Genomic DNA, 17,407 nt, shown 5'->3' on the forward strand with positions numbered 1-17,407 from the left:
GAGTGGGAAGCGGGGTGGTGCGATTACGGGATGAGCAGGGTGCGTAGCACGCCGCCGGCCTCGAGGTCGTCGAGCGCCTCGGCCGCGTCGTCGAGCGGGCGGCGGCCCGAGATCAGCGGGTCGAGCTTCAGCTGGCCGTCCATGTAGCGGTCGACGAGCGCGGGGATGTCGATCGAGGGGCGCACCGAGCCGTAGTTGGAGCCGAGGATGCGCTGATCCGCCTCGGCGAGCACGAGTGGCTCGAACGAGGCCTTGGCGCCGGTGGGCGGCAGGCCGACGACCACGGCGGCTCCGCCGAGGCCGAGCATCCGGATCGACTGCTCGGTCGTGGTGGTGCGCCCGATGGCGTCGAAGGCGTAGTCGACCCCGTCGGGGATGAGCTCGAACAGCTGCTCGACCGCGTCGCGCTCTGAGGCGTCGATGCGGTCCGTCGCCCCGAACTGGAGCGCCATACGGGTCTTCTCGGGGACCACGTCGATCGCGACGATGCGCTCGGCGCCCGCGAGCTTGGCGCCCTGCACGACGTTCAGACCGACGCCGCCGCACCCGATGACCGCGACCGTCGCGCCGGGCTCGACGGCCGCCGTGTTGAGCACTGCGCCGACGCCGGTCGCCACCGCGCAGCCCACGACGGCGATCACATCGAGGGGGGCGTCGTCGCGCACCTTGATCGCGCCCGATGCCGGGACCACGACCTCTTCGGCGAACGACGAGACGCCGAGGTAGTGGTGCAACCCCTCGCCGTCGCGGCTGAGGCGCGAGGTGCCGTCGAAGAGCACCCCCTGCGGCGCGACGACGGTGGCCACCTTCTGGCAGCGCGCCTCGTGACCCTGCAGGCAGTAGCGGCACTCGCCGCAGGGCGGCACCCAGCTCAGCACGACGTGATCGCCGACCGCCAGCGAGGTGACGCCCTCTCCGAGCTCGACGACGACGCCGGATCCCTCGTGCCCCATGACCATGGGGGCGGGCGCGACCCACTCCCCTCGCTTGACGTGCAGATCCGAGTGGCAGACCCCCGCGGCCGCGATCTTCACGCGCACCTCGCCCGCCTTCGGAGCCGCGAGATCGACCTCCGCAACCTCTACCCGCGTCTCCGGATCGCGAAACACCACGGCCTTCATGTGCACTCCCTCGTTGCTCGATTCACGTTGATCGCGTCCACCGTCCGGGCTCTGCCCGACGATGGCGACTGAGGAGATGCTACGGACCGGCGGGCGCCGCTGTCACTGCACCGAATGATGATGCCGACTTCGCATGATCACCACTTGGTACACTCGCCGCATGTCTCTCGACCTCGCCGCGATCGTCCGCGCCGTCGGCGGCGTCTGCGTGCCGCACCGAATCCCCGAGCGCACCCTGGTCGACGGCGTCTCGCGGCTCGAGGACTTCGTCGTCATCGGCAATCCCGACTACGCCACGCTGATCACCGGCGGCCCCGACGCGCTGCTCGCGGCCCTGCGCCTCGGCGCGGCCGGCGCCGCAGACGAGCGCGGCACCCGGGACGGAGGGGGCGGCTCGGCCGAACGCGGAGGCCGCGGCGACCATGGAGACCTCACCGGGGCGGTCTACGTGAGCCCGGTCGACGAGCCGGCCCTGCGCGAGGAGCTCGCGCAGCACGAGATCACGGCCATCCTGGGGACCGATGTCGGCGGCGCGGCGCTGCCCGCCACCCTGGCGGCACTCATCGCGGACGACCGCGCGGCGGGGGACCGCCTGGTGACGGCCGGGATGAACGTGCTGACGCAGGTCGCACGGCGCGGCGGCGTCACGGCGGTCATCGCCGAACTCGCCCACCGGATCGACGGCTGGGCGGTGCTGCTCGACGCGCATGGACAGCTGGTGGCGAGCGCCGGAGCCGGGCGGCTGCACATCTCCGACGCGGCCGCCCTCGCACTCGGCCGCCCCGTCCGCGTACGCCACGACGGGCTGCAGCTGCACCAGGTCGGTTCCGACCGCGACCTGGCTGGCTATCTCGTCATCGCCACGCGCTCGAGCCGCACGAGCCATTCGCGCGATCTGGCCTCGCTCGCCGCAGCCCTGTTCGACCTCCTGCTTCGCACACACGATCCCTCGCTCACCGAGCATCTCGGGCGCGAGGCGCTGCTCGCGACACTGCTCGCCGGAGGCGGAGGCGCCCGCGAGTTGCTGCGCCGCTGGGGCGTGCACGAGCCGAGCCTGACGGGTTTCGAGCTCGGCGCGAAAACGCGCACCATCGACCTCGAGCGTCTGCTCCGCCGCTGGTTCGACGAGCTCGGAGCCGAGCACGTGTTCGCGGCCGACCACGACCGCATGCGCGGGTTCGTGCGCGACGACCTGACCGCCGAGCTCGCACTGCGGGTCGAGGCGTTCAGTCCGGTCGCGGGGCGCCGCGTGCACCTGGGGCTCGGCGCCCCGGCCTCGACCGATGCCCTGTCGCGCAGCGCCGTGCAGGCGAGGCAGGCGCTCGACACCGCCCTCGACGACGGACAACGGGTCGTCTCGTACGCCGCACTCCCGACGGTCGACCTGGTGCTCTCGACGCTCGACGACCTCTCGGGCGAGGAACTCGCGACCGTGCTGGATCCGCTGCGGGAGGCATCCGGAGCCCACGGAGAGCTCACGCGGTCGCTCCGCGTCTTCCTCTCCGAGCACGGCGGACATCGCGCGAGCGCGGCCCGGCTCGGCATCCACCGCCAGACCCTCGTCTCCCGCATCCGCCGCGTCGAGGATCTGACGGGCCTGTCGATGGACCGCGCCGACGATCGCGCCGCCGCGTGGTTGGCGCTGCGGGCCGCCGGATTCTGAGGTGTCCCCTCAGGGCGCGACGGCTCGGCTACCGCCCCATCAGCCGCAGGTGCCGGGTTCGAGCTGCGCCGGTTCGGAGAGGATCCCCGGATCGAGGGCGGCCTCGATGCGCACCGATCCCGTGCTCGAGAGCACGATGTCGGTCAGCTCGACCCCCGCGGGGATGCGGTCGCGCACGCACACCGTCTGCGGCTGCAGGATCGGATCGAGGAGCGAACCGGTGGCCTGGGAGATCTGCTCGGCGCTGAGGTCGAGGCCCGCGGCGTTGACCCCGCGCGGCTCGATCTCAACGTCGCCCTCGTGCACGGCGAGCCCGATCCGCGCCGTGATCGTCAGCTGCTGGCCGAAGGCCTCGACCGTGCGTCCGACGGCCAGCTCGCCCGCGCGCACCTCCCCCGTCTGGGCGACGCCGGAGGTGAGCAGCTCGATGACCGAGCCCAGCTGGTCCTTGGGCACGGTGAGCGACGCGGTGCCGCCGTCGATCTCACCCGACTGGGGATCGAACGGCGAGAAGTCGGCGTGCACCCTCGCATCGACCACGACGCCCTCGATCAGCGGCGCGTTCGGGATCTCGACGCCGACGTCGCCGATCCCGCCCCGCAGCGCGTGCAGCAGCGCGGATCCGCCGAGGGACACCTCGACGGGGTGGTCGTCGGTGAGCTGCAGCTGGTCGCGCACGATGCCGCCGATCACCCCGGGGATGATGAGCCGCAGCGCGACCTCCGCCGCGCCACCGAGCAGCGCGACGCCGAGCAGCACCGCCAGGATCCGGCGCACCCAGCGCCCCTTGCGCACCGCCACGCGGCCCCTACAGCCGCTCGGGGGCCGAGACCCCCAGCAGGTCGAGGCCGTTGCGCAGCACCTGGCCCGCGGCGTCGTTGAGCCACAGTCGGGTGCGGTGCAGGTCGCCGAGCTCCTCGCCGGCGAGCGGCAGCACGCGGCAGTTGTCGTACCAGCGGTGGTAGGCCGCGGCCAGCTCCTCGAGGAAGCGGGCGATGCGGTGCGGCTCGCGCAGCTCGGCGGCGCCCGCGACGATGCCCGGGTACTGCTGCAGCTTGCCCAGCAGCTCGGCCTCGGTCTCGTGGGTGAGCAGCTCGGGGGCGAAGGCGCCGCGATCCACACCCGCGTCGGCCGCGTTGCGGTCGACCGCGCAGGTGCGCGCGTGGGCGTACTGCACGTAGAACACGGGATTGTCGTTCGAGCGGCTGCGCAGCTTCTCGCCGTCGAGGGCGAGCGGCGAGTCGGCCGGGTAGCGGGCCAGCCAGTAGCGCAGCGCGTCGGAGCCGAGCCACTCGAGCAGGTCGTCGAGCTCGATGATGTTGCCGGCGCGCTTGGAGAGGCGCGCGCCGTTGAGGTTGACGAGCTGGCCGATCAGCACGGTGATGTCGGTCTCCGTGTCATCGCCGGCGGCACCCGCGATGGCGGTCAGGCGGCCGATGTAGCCGTGGTGATCGGCGCCCAGCAGATAGATCTTCTCGCCGAAGCCGCGATCCTTCTTCGAGAGGTAGTAGGCGGCGTCGGCGGCGAAATAGGTGTAGATGCCGTTGCCGCGCGTGAAGACGCGATCCTTGTCGTCTCCGAAGTCGGTGGTGCGCACCCAGATCGCGCCGTCCTCCTCGAAGACGTGCCCCTGCTCGCGCAGGCGATCCACCGCCGCCGCGATGGGGCTCGGCTCGCCGTTCTCCCCCGCCTCGTGCAGGGTGCGCTCCGAGAAGAAGACGTCGAAGTGCACGTTGAAGCGCTCGAGGGAGTCCTGGATCTCGGCGAGCTGCAGCTGGTAGCCCAGCTCCTGCGCCTGCTCGAGCGCGGCCTCGCGGTCGGCCGCGGCCAGCTCGGCGAGGTTCGGGAGCTGCTCGCGCACGCGCTCGCCGAGCGTCCGGATGTACTCGCCCGGGTAGGCGTCCTCGGGCGCCTCCTCGCCGAGCGCGGCGGCGAGCACGGAGCGCCCGAACTTGTCCATCTGCGCACCCGCGTCGTTGATGTAGTACTCGCTCGTCACCTCGGCGCCGGCCGCGCGCAGCACGCGCGCCGTGGAGTCCCCGAGCGCGGCCCAGCGGGTGTGCCCCATGTGCAGCGGGCCCGTGGGGTTGGCGCTCACGAACTCGAGGTTGATCTTCTGGCCCGCGAGCGCATCGCCACGCCCGTAGGCCTCGCCCTGCTCCACCACGCGGCGCGCGGTCTCGCCGGCGCTGGCGGCGTCGAGGGTGATGTTGATGAAGCCGGGTCCGGCGATCTCGGCCTTCGCCACGCCGTCGATCGCGGCGGCGCGCGCGGCGATCTCCTGCGCCAGCTCGCGCGGGTTCGTGCCGATGCGCTTCGCGAACTTCATCGCCGCGTTCGACGCCCAGTCGCCGTGCTCCCGGTTCTTCGGGCGCTCCACCTGCGTGTCCTGCTCGGTGACCTCGATCTCGGCGCCGCGGGCGGCGACGAGATCGGTCAGGATGCGGGCGAGGGCGCGGGCGAGTTCTTGTGGCGTCACGAGGATCCAGTCTACTCGCGGTCGGCTGTGCGCTTCGCCGCCCGTCCGCGCTCGCCCCAGACCTTCCACCCCGAGTACGCGCGTCAGTAGTTGTCACCAAATCTCGGATTTGGTGACAACTACTGACGCGCGTATGGCAGAAGGCAACAGCGGCGGGATTCGGATCCCCGAGTCACTGCCAGGGAGTCCCGGTGGTCTGAGGGCGGGGGTCGCCGAGGCGGCTGCCTCCGAGCCGCTCGGATCACGCCGGCCGGCCTCACGAGATCCCGTTTTCCGCCGTCCCGGACCGGCACAGACGACGAGAATCGGGATCTCGCCGCGGTTGAGGCGGGGTTGAGGCGGAATCGGGCGCAGTGCGCGTTCTCGATCTGCGAGCGGACGTTCCCGTCGCCGCCTCGCCCCGATGAAGAAGGCCCGGGCACCCGCGCGATTCTGCGGGTGCCCGGGCCTTCTTCTACGTTGTCTAGTGCCCCCGGAGGGATTCGAACCCCCGACCTACGGTACCGGAATGCAAGAACAGCGATCACAGTCGTAGACAGGCTCCGACCGTGCCCCACGGCGATGCACCGGCCTCACGCGCGATCAAGCCGAAGCCGCGTCAACGTGGGGTCTCCGTGGGGCAGCCTCGCACAGTGCCTCACAGTGACGTAATGCCCCACGTCTGCCCCAGTTCCAGATGCGGCGAGCGCGCAAAGAGGTAAGCTCAAACCATGCTGCGCGCCACGATCCGGAAGCTCGAAACCGTCACTCACGAGGCCACGGGCGAAGGGCTGCCGGCTATCCAGGAGCAGCTCAAGGCGGCGTGTCCCCAGGGGTTCGAACTGACGAGCGCACCCGTGTCCAAGCAGACCGGCGCGGTGGCGATCACTGCGCTCGGCACGTACGCTCGCCGTGACACGCTGGATGAGATTGAGGCCGAGTCGATGGATGCCTTGCGTGCCGCGGTGCCTGATGGGTGGCAGTTGATCAGCGCCCTTCGGGTGTAGGTCGCTTCGGGTTCTTCCGTGTGACGGCGTTTGCCCACAGCCAAACCTCCTGCGGCTCCGTCCATCCGGGCAAGCTCATGCGCACCAGGACCGCGCGCGGGGTGTAGGCGATCACCTCGCCGTCGACCAGCTGATCGTCCACCCACGTATAGGTGACCTGCAGCGAGACAGAGACGGGCACCGGCTCGCACTCGGTCGGGTTGCCCGTCATCTCCCGCTGCCGCTTCGTGAGCCCCAGTGGGATAGGCGTCGTCCGCCACCGGTCGAGCATGCGATCGAGATCGCGCTCGGCCGTCGACGAGAGATCTCCGTTCCGACTCACCGCAGAACCTCGACCCGCCAGACCCCAGCCTCACGCCGGATGGCAAGGCGAAGCTCAGCAGCATCTCGCACCCGGCGAACCGTGCACCGCCACCCCGTCCGCCGCGGTGTCGGGTGCGTGATCAGCGGGTGGAAGAGTTCGTCGGGCACCTCCACGATCGGCTCTGGCGTGCCTTCCACGGTCCATCGATCGCGGCGGTAAACGAGCCGCTGCGGGCGCTCGTCGACCATCCAGACATGCACTGCGTCTTCGGCGAAGTGGACCCTGGGTCCGATCACTGATTCGAACATATGTTCGAGTGTGAACCCGAATCGACAAGAACGCAAGCCGACACGAGATATCCACAGATGCATCCTCACGAGGGTCTGGCGCTCGGCGGCGAGCGCACACTGGGACCATGCCTCACGAGATCTGCGACGGGCGATGCGATCCCCGGGTGCCGTCCTGCCCGGCCTGCGATGCGCACCCGATGGACGGCGGCGGCCGCTGGTGGGTCTGCACCTGGTGCGGGACCGCGCTCGTGCCTCGGGCCGGGGATCCGGTGCACCCGTGCGCGTGGCTTTCGTCGCGGCGGCCGGAGGCGTAGCCTGGGCGCATGTGCGGAAGCTACGGGCTGGGCGGCTACCTCCACCGCGGTGAGGAGCCGGGCGACGCGCTGCCGCCGCTCGACCAGCGGGAGGCGCAGGCCGCGGTCGCGCAGTGGGCGCGAGAGTGGGGCGGCAAGGCGAGCACCACGCGCGAGCAGAAGAAGGGTGTGAACCTCCACCCGCTGATCCTCGCCAACCCGAACGGCGGGCGGCGGCTCGAGTTCGCCTGGTGGTGGCTGCACGTCGGCGGCGCGCCCGCGAAGTTCAGCGCGTTCAACAGCCGCGACGACGCGCTCGTGAAGCGCTGGCAGAAGCCGTTCCAGCACCGGGCCCTCATACCCGCGGACTGGTACTCCGAGGGCGGCAAGACGTGGCGGCTCCCCGGTGGCGAGCAGTTCGGGATCGCCGCGATCACCTCGCCGCGCACACTCGGCGGCGCTGATCTCGTCTCCTACTCGATGGTGACCCGGCACGGCATCGGCGAGGCCTCCACCGTCATCTCCTCCCGCGGCGAGAGCCGGATGCCGCTCGTCCTCCCGCGCCGCCTGCACGACGAGTGGCTCGACCCCGAGCGCCAGGGCGATGAGACGCTCGTCGCGCTCGCACAGGAGGCGAGCACCGAGATCTCGCTGGCAATGACCACGAGCACCCCGTAGACGCACGAAAGGCCCCTCACCCGGCCGGAAGGCTGGGTGAGGGGCGGAGTGCGCGCGAGGGGCGGTCTAGGTCCAGTGGCCGCGGCCGGGGCGGGCAGCATTCCAGGTGTCGATCGTCTCCTCGAGCCAGCCCTGCGTGCGTCCGATCATCGCGTCGGGCTCGGGCAGCTTGTATCGCGAGAGGGTGCCGTAGGCGACGCCGATGCGCTCGGCGACCTCGGCGCGGCCGAGATAGCGGATCATCGCTCTTCCTTCCGGATGATGGTCACGCCGACGAGCACACCCGCCACGGCGGCGAGCGCCCCGGCGATGGTGTTGGACTCGATGAATGCGAACGTCGCCGCGGCGAAGGCCGCGACGACGGCGCAGTATTTCAGTGTCTGGTTCATGATGATGTGAACGATAATGGAGGTCCGGGCCGGAGATACTAGTTCTATCTCCGGCCCGCCTGGCTACTTCTTCCGTTTTCGCCGCTTCCCGCTGCTCCTCCACAGTGCGAGTGATGTGATGAGGGCCGCTGTCGCGGTGATCAGTTTCACCAGGTTGTCCACTATCTCGTTCATGTCACCTCCTCTCTTTCGTTGTATCTCTAGTTTACATATATATTTATGTATTTGCAAGCGGAAATACAACGCCAAATGCGCCCCCGTGCCCGAGCTCGCGAAAGCAGGGGCGCGGGGGCGCAGTACTTCGAGGGCGGTTCAGTGGTCGAGCGCGCGAGCCGTGGACGGGCGCTCCGTGCCGAACGGAGTCCAGCGACTCAGCCAGTCATTCACCAGCGGAATCGCCATGATGCGAGTGACCGCCATCGACAGCGCGGTCACGACCGCAGCCGCACCGAGCAGCCACAGCCGCAGCTGCTCCGGCAGATGCACGCCGAGTTCGTCGACGAGGATCTCCAGGATCTCCGGCAGCACACCGACGAGCGCGATCACCGCAGTGAGCCCGACCGCCAGGCCCGTGCGCAGGGTCCGCGTCCCGGGATCACCAGGCGGGGGAACAAGTGCATGTCGTGCCATGAATTTCACCTCCCTCCGAGGTCTACGGGCGGCAGATCGGACAGCGGTACCCCGTGATCGAGCGCGATCCTTCGCGTAGCGGACAGCAGCTCGAGCGCGATGCGGCGATCACGCGCAGCCTCAGCTTCCGCCGCTTCGGCCTCAGCGAGCTGCCTCGCGATCGCATCCACCTCGGCACGGCGACGCTCCGTCGCTCCCCTCCACCGATCACCAACGATCTCCACGATCTTCGCGAACGCTGAGCCGCCGACGAACGCAACTGCGAGCGCGACAATGGCGCCAGGCTCCATGTGTCACCCCCTGGGACGGAACGTGTACCGCCTGATCATCAGATAGCGAACCGCGAACACACCAACTGCGAGAACGATGACGCCGAGCTGCGTGAGCCGAGACCCCGGGCTCTGGAAGTGGAGCACAGCAACGAGGATCCCGTAGATCACGAGCGCCGACCCCATGAGCCCAATCCCGACTCGCTCAAGCTTCCAGTGCTCCCACGCGCCGCCGAGCATCCCCAGGACCGCGCCCACGAGTAGCAGCACCCCGATCCCAGCCATCGCAGCCGGACCGATCGCGGCCTTGATCGTCGTCGGCGGATAGACCAGCGTCACCAAGCCCGTCGCCCCAGCGATCACGTAGATCACCGTATAGGCGAGCGAGATGTCTCGAGGATCCGGGATCCGCAGCCACCAGGTGCGGAACCACTGTCGGACGTTCATCACTTCACTCCGAGCTTCACGCGGATCTTGTCGCCCCACTTCGCGATCCACTCGAGCACGCGCTTGATCGACGCCCACTGGTGGTCGTTCCACGCGATCGTCTTCCGGAGCGACGTCGTGCCGCCCTTCTTGCTGCCCTCCTGGGCGACCTTCGCGTCGAGAACCGCGGCTGCGATCTTCTTGGCGTCGGCATCACTGATTGCCATGATTTCCTCCTCGGTTCGGTACTGCTCGGCGTCCGCGATGATGCGGGCGAGATTGGTCATGATGAAGCCGCCGGGACACTCGGTCGGCACGAAGTCGCGATGCACGGCGACACCGGCCTCCACGCCGCGGCGGACGGGGCCGAGGCGGTAACGCTTGAACACATCCCCGATCAGCTGCGAGAGCGCCTTCTGCGCGGCCGCAGAGATCGCCCACGTCCCGTTGCGAACGCCCTCCGGCGAGTTCGAAACCTCGACGGTGATGTTGCGGTGGTCCGACGCTGCGCCGGCCGGATAGCCGGGATGCCCGGACGTGAACGCGCGGCGCTCCTCGTCCACGTGCGGGATGATGACGCCCGCATTCGTGATCCAGTAGTTCGCGCCGACCTCACGGCCGGGAGCGGTCGCCTGGTCGAGCGCATCGACGCCGGCGTTGTGGTGGATCGTGAACCCTGAGACCTTCGCGGTGCGCGGGCTCGAGCGGCCGAGGTCGGGGATGCGGCGGTTCATGGCCGCCAGCGGTGAGAATCCCAATGTTCTCTCCTTCCAATAGATGTGTGAGGGTGCGCCGGCTCGGGCGCTCAGGACGGCGCCACCCATGCGGCGCCGTCGAACCGTTCGACGGCCGTGCACGGCGTCCACACCCCGTCGCCGAGGTAGCGCTCTGCGATCTGGCACGTCACGTCGTCGCCCTCCGTGTGGCGGACGCCGAGCAGCCGGGGAACGGTGAGCGATCGCTCCGTCGACCACGACCCCCACCCCGTCACAGATCGCGCGCGAGCGCGGAACTCCAGCGCCTTGCCGAGAACCCCCAGCGAGAGCGTGTTCAAGGTGGCCTTCCGAGCACCCGTCTGAATCGTCGACCAGTCGCCGCCCTCGACGCGCATCTGCAGCTGGTACTCAAGGACCGGGGCCGCGCCGTTCGTGGAGGCGATCCCCGCCTCGACGACCAGGTCACGGAGGTCGACCGACACCGTGGGGATTCCCGGCGCGTTCGGCAGCCGATTGATGGTCGGGATGGACAGAGACACCGTCCGCCGCGACCCCGAGACTTCAGCACCCAGTTGCGGAGAGGAGCTGGTGCCCGAGTTCACTGCTGTCGCGACCCAGGCGGAGTACGCGCTACGGGTGCCGTCCTCGTTGTGAGCGAGCGTGACCGTGCCCTCGCGCACCACGCACATATCCAGACCCGCAGTGCCCGCCCAGGGGTAGACGCCGGCCCCGTTGTGGCGGCTCGACCGCCACGCGAGACCGGTCGGGAAGATCGAGGTGATGCGCTGAATCAGGACGGCCCACCGCACCACCGAGGAGTTCCCGCTTTGCGATTCCACCTCGAGGCTCATGCCGAGGCGATACTGGAAGGTTCCCTCCGTGCGGGTTGGAGTCCAGACGATCGCCATCTCGACCTCCTACCAGATCCGGAGCGACCCGACCGGCGGATTCGCCGGCCGCTCCGCCTGCACGTAGACCAGCGCCTGCGACGGCGACCGCAGCCGCGTCCACCGATCCGTCACGTTCCCCGACGCCAGCGACGACGCATTCGCCGGCACCGCGATCGACCACAGCGGGATCTCGTACACGCCCTCCGGCGTCTGCGTGAGCGCCGGCACCGCCGACCCCGTCCCGTACTTCACGCCCGCCGACACGATCGGCGTACCCGAGTAGTCGAGCTTCGCGAAGACCAGCGCGGTCCGCGCCGCCGTCGACGACTCCACCCCGATCGTCCCGCCCGGCGACACGAACCGGTGCCCGCGGATCACGCCGTCAATCGCGCCCATCGTCAGCGTCATCCCCGAGATCGAGTACGACACCGCCTCGAGCAGCCCCGAGCCGCCGAGCGCCGCGTCGAGAAGACGCGAGTACTCAGCCTCAGTGGTCTCGTAGTCGCGGTACGGGTACGCGTGGAATGTCACAGCCATCAGGACTCCTCCTCAGCTTCGGGATCGACGACCTCGGAGGCGGGCTCCGGATCCGGACCGGGCTCCACCGTCCACTCCGCGACCTGCGAGTGGTTCCCGATGAGCTCGGAGTTCTCCAGCTGCTTCTCGCGCAGCACGCGGATCTGTTCGTCGATATCGCGGTTCACCGAGCGCAGACGCTCGATCTCGCGCGCGGCCGCGTTCGCGGGATACTGCATAGCCCCTCCTACGTCTTGATGATGAAGTTGACGGTCAAGCTCGGCTGCACATTGTTGTGAGCACCCCCGCCGCCCTGCGACGAGATCGAGTGCTGATGGTTCGCGACCGAGCTCGTCGCAGACTCCGAGCCGACCGTCGTCTGCGCGCCGTACGCGGGCACCGCGGCCTGCGTGCCAGTCGCGACCGTGGTCGGTGCGAGACGGGGCGAGAAGTCCGTGGTGCGGTCGGTCGTCATGAGACGGCCGAGGCCCCCGACGCCGTGCGAGTGGCCGCCGTTGCTGCCCGTCGAGCCGCCGTGGTTGTGTGATGGCGACTCCGCGATCGTCAACGTATGGGTCTTGGTGCCGAACGTCTTCCCGATCGCGTTGAACTCGGCGTCCACGCTCGACAATCCGACCGGCACTCGCCCGCGGAAGTCCGGCAGCGTCACGACGCCGAACGCCTCACCCAGCACCTGCACGAGCGAGGGGTACAGGTCTGCTGACACCGTGGCGCCCCTGCAGAAGAGCCAGCCTGCCGGCGCCACCGCGCCGTAGAACAGGGCGATCGTGCCCGTGGGCACCCCGCTCTCGTTGCGCTCCAGATTCGACAGCCGCTGCTCGACAGAGCGCTGCACCGTGTCGTCATCCGCCAGCGCGCCGAGCACCGCCTGCACCTGCACCGTGCCCCCTGAGACCTTCACCGGCGCCGAGGTGATCGGATACGTCACCCCGGTCTCCGGCAGCGTCACCACGTCGCCGACGTCCCAAGCGGTTCCCCACCCGGTCGCCGTCAGCTCGGACGGATCCGCCACCAGGCCTGCGATCGGATGCTCCAGCACCTCGCGGCCGCGCTGCTCCAGCTCCGCGATCTCATCGACACCGCGCGAATCGACGAAGACCTCCCGCTTCCTGCCCCACTCCAGCTCAGCCGCCTCAGATTCGATCGTGGTCGGCGCCACCATCGGCCGGTACTCTCCGACACCCGAGCCGCCGACGAGCGGCCGAGTCACACCCGGGGCACCCGACTCCCACTCGAGGGAGTCGAGGAAGCCGTGCTTGACCGTCCACCGCGTCTCCGCGGTGCGATCGCGAGCGAGGTACGTCTGCAGCACCAACTGCCCGCCCTCATCAACGACGCGGAAGTGAGCGCCCGACTGGCGCGCGATGCGCTGGCAGACGGCGAGCAGGTTCTCGTAGCGGACTGACTCCTGCACCAGCTCGCCGATCGACCAGTCGGCTCCCAGGGTGACGAGTTTCTCTGCGAGGCCGCCGCGGCGTGAAGCCGGAGCCCACTCCCCAATGTTCGCGCGCACGTACTCCAGCAGTACCCCCGCACCATTTCCATCCCGCACGTCCACCGCGGTCTCTGCGGCCTGCGGTACCGGGTTCGCCGGAGTCGGCCACGCCAGCGCATCCTCGAGCACCACCTCGTCGGACACCCCGCTGATCGTCCAGATGCCCCGCGGCTGGTCCGGCGTGATCGCGTACTTCCGAGACTCCATCGGCCCCGAGAACACCGTCTTGCCGGCCCGGCGGATCACGATCCCAGACCCCGGCTCGCGCAGCTGCTCACACCGCTTGTGCGGCACGAACCCGAACGCGGTATGCACCTGATCCGGCAGCGTCACCGACCACTGACCGACGCCATCGCGCACCGGCTCGAACGACAGGTCCGCGAGATCATCGCCCGCGAGCACGCCCTGGCGCTCCAGCTCCCGATCGCGCACGTACACCGTGAACTCGCTCGCCTGGATCAATGCACCACCTCCAGCTCCGGCAGATACGTTCCGACGATGCGCGACTGCCCCGCGATCGCCGTAGGGAGAGTCAGAGCGATCCGCGACACCCCCGACTTCAGCCACGGGAACTCCGCGTCAGGGCCGAGCTTCGCGAACGCGTTCTCCCCGTCCTTGTCGGTGACCTCGACACCCTGCGAGGACACGACCACCGAAATCGACTCACCAACGCCCAGCGCGCTCACGAGCTCGAACCCGACCCCGTCAACCAGCACCGCAGCGCCAGCACCGCACGGGCCGTCGAGCCGCCACGACACCGGCACCGGAACGCCCGAGTTCGTGACGATCCGCTCCGCCGCCGCGGCGCCGTCGACCACACGCTGCCGATCGAAATCGGGCAGCAGCGGCCACGCAGCCGAAGGCTCATAGGTGATCTGCACCGGGGCCAGCGCCCGCCAGTACGGATGCGGGAACGTGATCTCCAGCAGCAGAGGCACCGACCACGACCCCGCCGCAGTCGATACCTCCGAGGGCGACCCGCGCGACACGAACTCGCGCACGAACCGCTCGCCATTGTCCTGCTCGAACACCAGGCGCGGCAGAGCCGCATCCGGCCGGAAACGCACCAGGTCCGAGATCAGCTGCAGCAGGCGACGGCGTTCGCCGGGCACGGGGTGCTGCACCACCAGATGCAGCACCCCCGACTGCTCGCCGATCGTCAGCCCGGACAGACGAGCACCCGGCGCCGCGCCACTCGCGAACGAGACGCCGACCGAGGCAAGCCCCAAGCCCTCCGTCTCGCTCCCGAGCAGCACCGGCCCGATCGTGCCCAGCCCGTTCGCGGTCACCTCGACGGTGCCAGCCATCGACTCCAGAAAGACCCGCATCAAACCAGCACCTTCCTACGCTTCCGCTCCATCCGGAGACGACGCGCCATCTCGTACGCGGTCTCAGGCGTCGCATCGCCCTCGACCACCACCGACACGGACTCGTCGACCACGGAACGGCCGACGCCCGACAGCGCGCGCGACTGCCACGACGCCAGGCGCCGCATCTCAGCAGCACCAGGCACCGGCACCAGATCGCGCGCAGCAGCATCCAGACGCCGAGCAGCGCTCGGATCCGTCATGCCGTCCAGCACGCCCAGCGGGATCATCCGCCCCACCGCGTCACGGAACACCCGAGACGGGCTCTTGATGCCGAGAGCCTTCTTCACCGACTTCACCAGCGCATCCGACAGCTTCTTACCCGCCGCCTCGAGCTGCTTCGCCTGCGACTCCAGACCCTTCACCAGACCCCGCGCCGCGTCCACGCCCGCCTGATAGAGATTCGTGCCCGTCGACTTGCCGATACCGGCAGCCACCGAATCGAGCTCCTTGCGAAGCCCCACGACCTCCTTCACCGCCGACGCACCGCCAGCGGCGAGCGCCCGCACGGTCGCAAGCGATCCGTCCTGCGCGAACGCCGCGGTCAGCTCCTCCACGGAGGCCTTGTCCAGCCCCTGCTTCATCAGCTGATCCATCAGCGTCCGGAACTCGCGCGCCGACGCGATCTGCGCTTGCAGATTCGCCGTCATCGACCCCACCGACGTACGGCCGGCGAGGGCACCCAGCTGCGACACCTGGGAGCGGATATCCGCCGCCCAGTCGTCACGCACCTCGATCGCATCCGACAGGGCCTCGCGAGCGTCCTTCAGACGCGCGGCGAGCTTCTCCCGTGCCGCAGCAGCCGACGCGAGCGCCTTCTCCTGCGACTTGATCAGAGCGATCAGCTTCTTCGATCCGGTCTTCCGCAGAGCGTCCAGTGCGCGGCCGTTCGCCCGCTCATCCCAGATCTGCTGGCGCGTGGCCTGCTTGCCCTTCGCCGCGATCTGCTTCTGCTCGGCGAGATCCCGCTCGGCGCGCTTCCGCGCCGCGTCGGAGAGGTTGCCGGCCAGCCGATCCTGCAGGTCCGCGACCCGGCGAGCGGCCGCAGCCATCTCGCCCGCGCGCTTGCGCTCGAGCGCCTGCTCCCGCTTCAGCGACGCGGCCCGCTGATCGTCGAGCTTGTCGAACTGGTTCTTGACGAGCGACACGAGCTTCTCGGTCGCCGACTTCACCTTGTCCGCGCTCTTCAGCACGCCCACTGCGAAGCCCTGACCGAGGAAGTCACCGATCTGCTTGAACACACGCGATGGCGACTTGATGCCGAGCAGGCCCTTGGCCCAGTCGACCGCGCCGTTCACGACGCTGCCGATGGCATCCATTACCATGCCCGCCGACTGCGAGATGCCCTGCACCAGACCCGCGATGAGATCGACGCCGGCCTGCAGCAGCTGCGGGACCGCGTCGATCAGCGCGGACACGATCTGAGGGATCATGCCGATCACCGCAGAGATGATCTGCGGGATCGCCTGGACTAGACCGGTCACGATGCCGAGGAACAGCTGCACCGCGCCCGTGATGATCTGCGGCAGCGCCGACACCAAAGCCGACACCAGCTGCGGGATCGCCCCGATCACCGCGGTGATGATCTGCGGGATCGCGGTCGTCAGCCCGGTGATCAGGCCGAGGAACAGCTGCAGCGCCCCGTCGATCATGGCGGGGATCTGAGACACCAGGGAATCGACCAGGACCGGGATCGCTGCGACCACTGCCGACACGATCTCCGGGATCGCCTGCACGACGCCTTGCACGACGCCGAGGAACAGCTGCAGGCCGCCCTGAATGATCATCGGCAGCGCGGACACCAGCGCGGTCACCAGCTGCGGGATCGCCCCCACGACGGCCGTCACCAGCTGCGGGATCGCGGAGACGAGCCCCTGCACGATGCCGAGCAGCAACTGAATGCCGCCCTGGATCAGTGCAGGGAGCGCCGCCACGAGCCCGGACACCAGCTGCGGGATCGCCCCCACGACCGCGGTGATCAGCATCGGCAGCGCCGACATGACCCCCTGCGCGAGACTCATCAGCAGCTGGATACCGGTCTCGAGCAGCACCGGCAGCAGCTGCACGATCGCCTCGACGAGCGTCGGCAACACGGCCGACACCTGCGCCACCAGACCGATCACCAGCTGACGGAAGCCCTCAGCGAGCACCGGCGCATTCGCGGCCAGGTTCGACACCATCACCGGCACGACCTGCTGCACGAGCGACCCCAGCGAGGACAGTGCGGACCCGAGACCCGACGTGATCGAGGAGACCAGCCCCATCACCACGCCGGCAAACGCCTCCGGCTCCATGCCGAGCATCGCGATCAGACCGCCGCCGGCGAGCAGCGGTGCGAGGCCGCCCAGCAGCGCCGGGCCGAGCCCCGCGAACAGCGTTCCGACCAGGGGCAGGCTCGACAGGAACCCGCCCATCAGCGGCAGCGCGGCCGCAGCAGCGAGTCCCAGAACCGGGGCGAACTCCTGGATCTTCGCGACGATCTGACCGAGCGCGTTCGTCCCCTCGGACGAACCCGACTTGATCATCTCCGTGAACGCCTGCACCCGCTCCGTGAAGCCGTTGATCTTCTCGATCGCCGGCCCCACCTGATCGAGCCCGAAGGCCTCCTTGATCGGCCCGAGCAGCGCGATCGCCGCATCCATCACCGAGCGCACCGCGTCGGCGACGGCCTTCACTCCGGGGAAGCTCTCCTGCATGAGCGCCTCACCGAAACGGGAGAAGCTCGAGCGCATGCGCTGCAGAGCCGACGTCGTGGTGCCGCCGACTTCCTCAGCCATCTTCGACATGGCGCCGCCGAGATGCTGCACGATCACGTCGGAGGTGATCTTGCCCTCAGAGGCGAGATCCTTCACCTCGGCGACCGAGAGGTTCATC

Annotated in this window: 20 protein-coding genes and 1 tRNA gene; 4 read left to right on the forward strand and 17 right to left on the reverse strand. The window is 69.4% G+C overall.

Features of this window, described 5'->3' with window-relative positions:
- Positions 1-23: 23 nt before the first annotated feature.
- Entirely contained in the window at positions 24-1,121 is a 1,098-nt protein-coding gene (locus ACWKZU_RS00420; RefSeq protein WP_449280418.1) for an alcohol dehydrogenase catalytic domain-containing protein, read from the reverse strand.
- A gap of 160 nt (positions 1,122-1,281) precedes the next feature.
- Here ACWKZU_RS00420 and ACWKZU_RS00425 point away from each other — a divergent pair, with 160 nt between their 5' ends.
- Positions 1,282-2,784 (forward strand): PucR family transcriptional regulator, encoded by a 1,503-nt coding sequence (locus tag ACWKZU_RS00425; protein ID WP_449280419.1) that lies wholly within the window; start codon positions 1,282-1,284, stop codon positions 2,782-2,784.
- A 39-nt stretch (positions 2,785-2,823) separates the two neighbouring features.
- On the opposite strand, the gene ACWKZU_RS00430 is transcribed toward ACWKZU_RS00425, so the two are convergent.
- The 3 genes from ACWKZU_RS00430 to ACWKZU_RS00440 all read right to left on the reverse strand — a co-directional run bounded on the left by ACWKZU_RS00430 (position 2,824) and on the right by ACWKZU_RS00440 (position 5,823).
- Complete coding sequence (locus ACWKZU_RS00430; protein WP_449280420.1) at positions 2,824-3,585, reverse strand: hypothetical protein; 762 nt, start codon at positions 3,583-3,585, stop codon at positions 2,824-2,826.
- A 7-nt stretch (positions 3,586-3,592) separates the two neighbouring features.
- Positions 3,593-5,263, reverse strand: coding sequence for an arginine--tRNA ligase (gene argS / locus ACWKZU_RS00435; RefSeq protein ID WP_449280421.1), 1,671 nt, complete (start codon positions 5,261-5,263; stop codon positions 3,593-3,595).
- 467 nt (positions 5,264-5,730) lie between these two features.
- Positions 5,731-5,823, reverse strand: a tRNA-Ser gene (locus ACWKZU_RS00440).
- A gap of 150 nt (positions 5,824-5,973) precedes the next feature.
- Here ACWKZU_RS00440 and ACWKZU_RS00445 point away from each other — a divergent pair.
- Complete coding sequence (locus ACWKZU_RS00445; protein ID WP_449280422.1) at positions 5,974-6,249, forward strand: hypothetical protein; 276 nt, start codon at positions 5,974-5,976, stop codon at positions 6,247-6,249.
- On the opposite strand, the gene ACWKZU_RS00450 is transcribed toward ACWKZU_RS00445, so the two are convergent.
- Both ACWKZU_RS00450 and ACWKZU_RS00455 read right to left on the reverse strand, forming a co-directional pair.
- Complete coding sequence (locus tag ACWKZU_RS00450; RefSeq protein ID WP_449280423.1) at positions 6,230-6,571, reverse strand: hypothetical protein; 342 nt, start codon at positions 6,569-6,571, stop codon at positions 6,230-6,232. The genes ACWKZU_RS00445 and ACWKZU_RS00450 overlap by 20 nt on opposite strands.
- Complete coding sequence (locus tag ACWKZU_RS00455; RefSeq protein ID WP_449280424.1) at positions 6,568-6,861, reverse strand: hypothetical protein; 294 nt, start codon at positions 6,859-6,861, stop codon at positions 6,568-6,570. The genes ACWKZU_RS00450 and ACWKZU_RS00455 overlap by 4 nt, the downstream gene beginning before the upstream one ends.
- 305 nt (positions 6,862-7,166) lie before the next feature.
- On the opposite strand from ACWKZU_RS00455, the gene ACWKZU_RS00460 reads away from it, so the two are divergent.
- Positions 7,167-7,814: an SOS response-associated peptidase family protein gene (locus tag ACWKZU_RS00460; RefSeq protein WP_449280425.1), complete on the forward strand. Its 648-nt coding sequence runs from the start codon at positions 7,167-7,169 to the stop codon at positions 7,812-7,814.
- Positions 7,815-7,880: 66 nt separating this feature from the next.
- Here ACWKZU_RS00460 and ACWKZU_RS00465 read toward each other — a convergent pair whose 3' ends face one another.
- The 3 genes from ACWKZU_RS00465 to ACWKZU_RS00475 form a co-directional block, all read right to left on the reverse strand.
- A complete protein-coding gene (locus tag ACWKZU_RS00465) occupies positions 7,881-8,057 on the reverse strand; it encodes a helix-turn-helix transcriptional regulator (protein ID WP_449280426.1) in 177 nt (58 codons plus the stop codon).
- Entirely contained in the window at positions 8,054-8,203 is a 150-nt protein-coding gene (locus ACWKZU_RS00470; RefSeq protein ID WP_449280427.1) for a hypothetical protein, read from the reverse strand. The genes ACWKZU_RS00465 and ACWKZU_RS00470 overlap by 4 nt, the downstream gene beginning before the upstream one ends.
- A 312-nt stretch (positions 8,204-8,515) precedes the next feature.
- The gene (locus ACWKZU_RS00475; protein WP_449280428.1) at positions 8,516-8,833 is read right to left on the reverse strand and encodes a hypothetical protein; all 318 of its coding nucleotides are present in this window, start codon (positions 8,831-8,833) and stop codon (positions 8,516-8,518) included.
- Positions 8,834-8,886: 53 nt separating this feature from the next.
- Between ACWKZU_RS00475 and ACWKZU_RS00480 the strand changes: the two genes are divergently transcribed.
- Positions 8,887-9,075 (forward strand): hypothetical protein, encoded by a 189-nt coding sequence (locus tag ACWKZU_RS00480; RefSeq protein WP_449280429.1) that lies wholly within the window; start codon positions 8,887-8,889, stop codon positions 9,073-9,075.
- A 51-nt stretch (positions 9,076-9,126) separates the two neighbouring features.
- Here the strand turns inward: ACWKZU_RS00480 and ACWKZU_RS00485 are convergent, their stop codons facing one another.
- The 8 genes from ACWKZU_RS00485 to ACWKZU_RS00520 all read right to left on the reverse strand — a co-directional run.
- Entirely contained in the window at positions 9,127-9,549 is a 423-nt protein-coding gene (locus ACWKZU_RS00485) for a hypothetical protein (protein WP_449280430.1), read from the reverse strand.
- Positions 9,549-10,286, reverse strand: coding sequence for a peptidoglycan recognition protein family protein (locus tag ACWKZU_RS00490; protein WP_449280431.1), 738 nt, complete (start codon positions 10,284-10,286; stop codon positions 9,549-9,551). The genes ACWKZU_RS00485 and ACWKZU_RS00490 overlap by 1 nt, the downstream gene beginning before the upstream one ends.
- 47 nt (positions 10,287-10,333) lie before the next feature.
- Positions 10,334-11,152, reverse strand: a complete 819-nt coding sequence (locus ACWKZU_RS00495) for a hypothetical protein (protein WP_449280432.1) — start codon at positions 11,150-11,152, stop codon at positions 10,334-10,336.
- 9 nt (positions 11,153-11,161) lie between these two features.
- On the reverse strand, positions 11,162-11,671 hold the full coding sequence (locus ACWKZU_RS00500) for a hypothetical protein (protein ID WP_449280433.1): 510 nt from the start codon (positions 11,669-11,671) through the stop codon (positions 11,162-11,164).
- Positions 11,671-11,889: a hypothetical protein gene (locus ACWKZU_RS00505; RefSeq protein WP_449280434.1), complete on the reverse strand. Its 219-nt coding sequence runs from the start codon at positions 11,887-11,889 to the stop codon at positions 11,671-11,673. The genes ACWKZU_RS00500 and ACWKZU_RS00505 overlap by 1 nt, the downstream gene beginning before the upstream one ends.
- An 8-nt stretch (positions 11,890-11,897) precedes the next feature.
- Complete coding sequence (locus ACWKZU_RS00510) at positions 11,898-13,628, reverse strand: Gp37-like protein (protein ID WP_449280435.1); 1,731 nt, start codon at positions 13,626-13,628, stop codon at positions 11,898-11,900.
- On the reverse strand, positions 13,625-14,455 hold the full coding sequence (locus ACWKZU_RS00515; protein ID WP_449280436.1) for a hypothetical protein: 831 nt from the start codon (positions 14,453-14,455) through the stop codon (positions 13,625-13,627). Before ACWKZU_RS00515 ends, ACWKZU_RS00510 begins: the two co-directional genes overlap by 4 nt.
- Positions 14,456-14,493: 38 nt before the next feature.
- On the reverse strand, positions 14,494-17,407 hold a 2,914-nt coding region (locus ACWKZU_RS00520), incomplete at its 5' end, for a hypothetical protein (RefSeq protein WP_449280437.1).

It is taken from the genome of Leucobacter sp. (genome assembly GCF_053528595.1).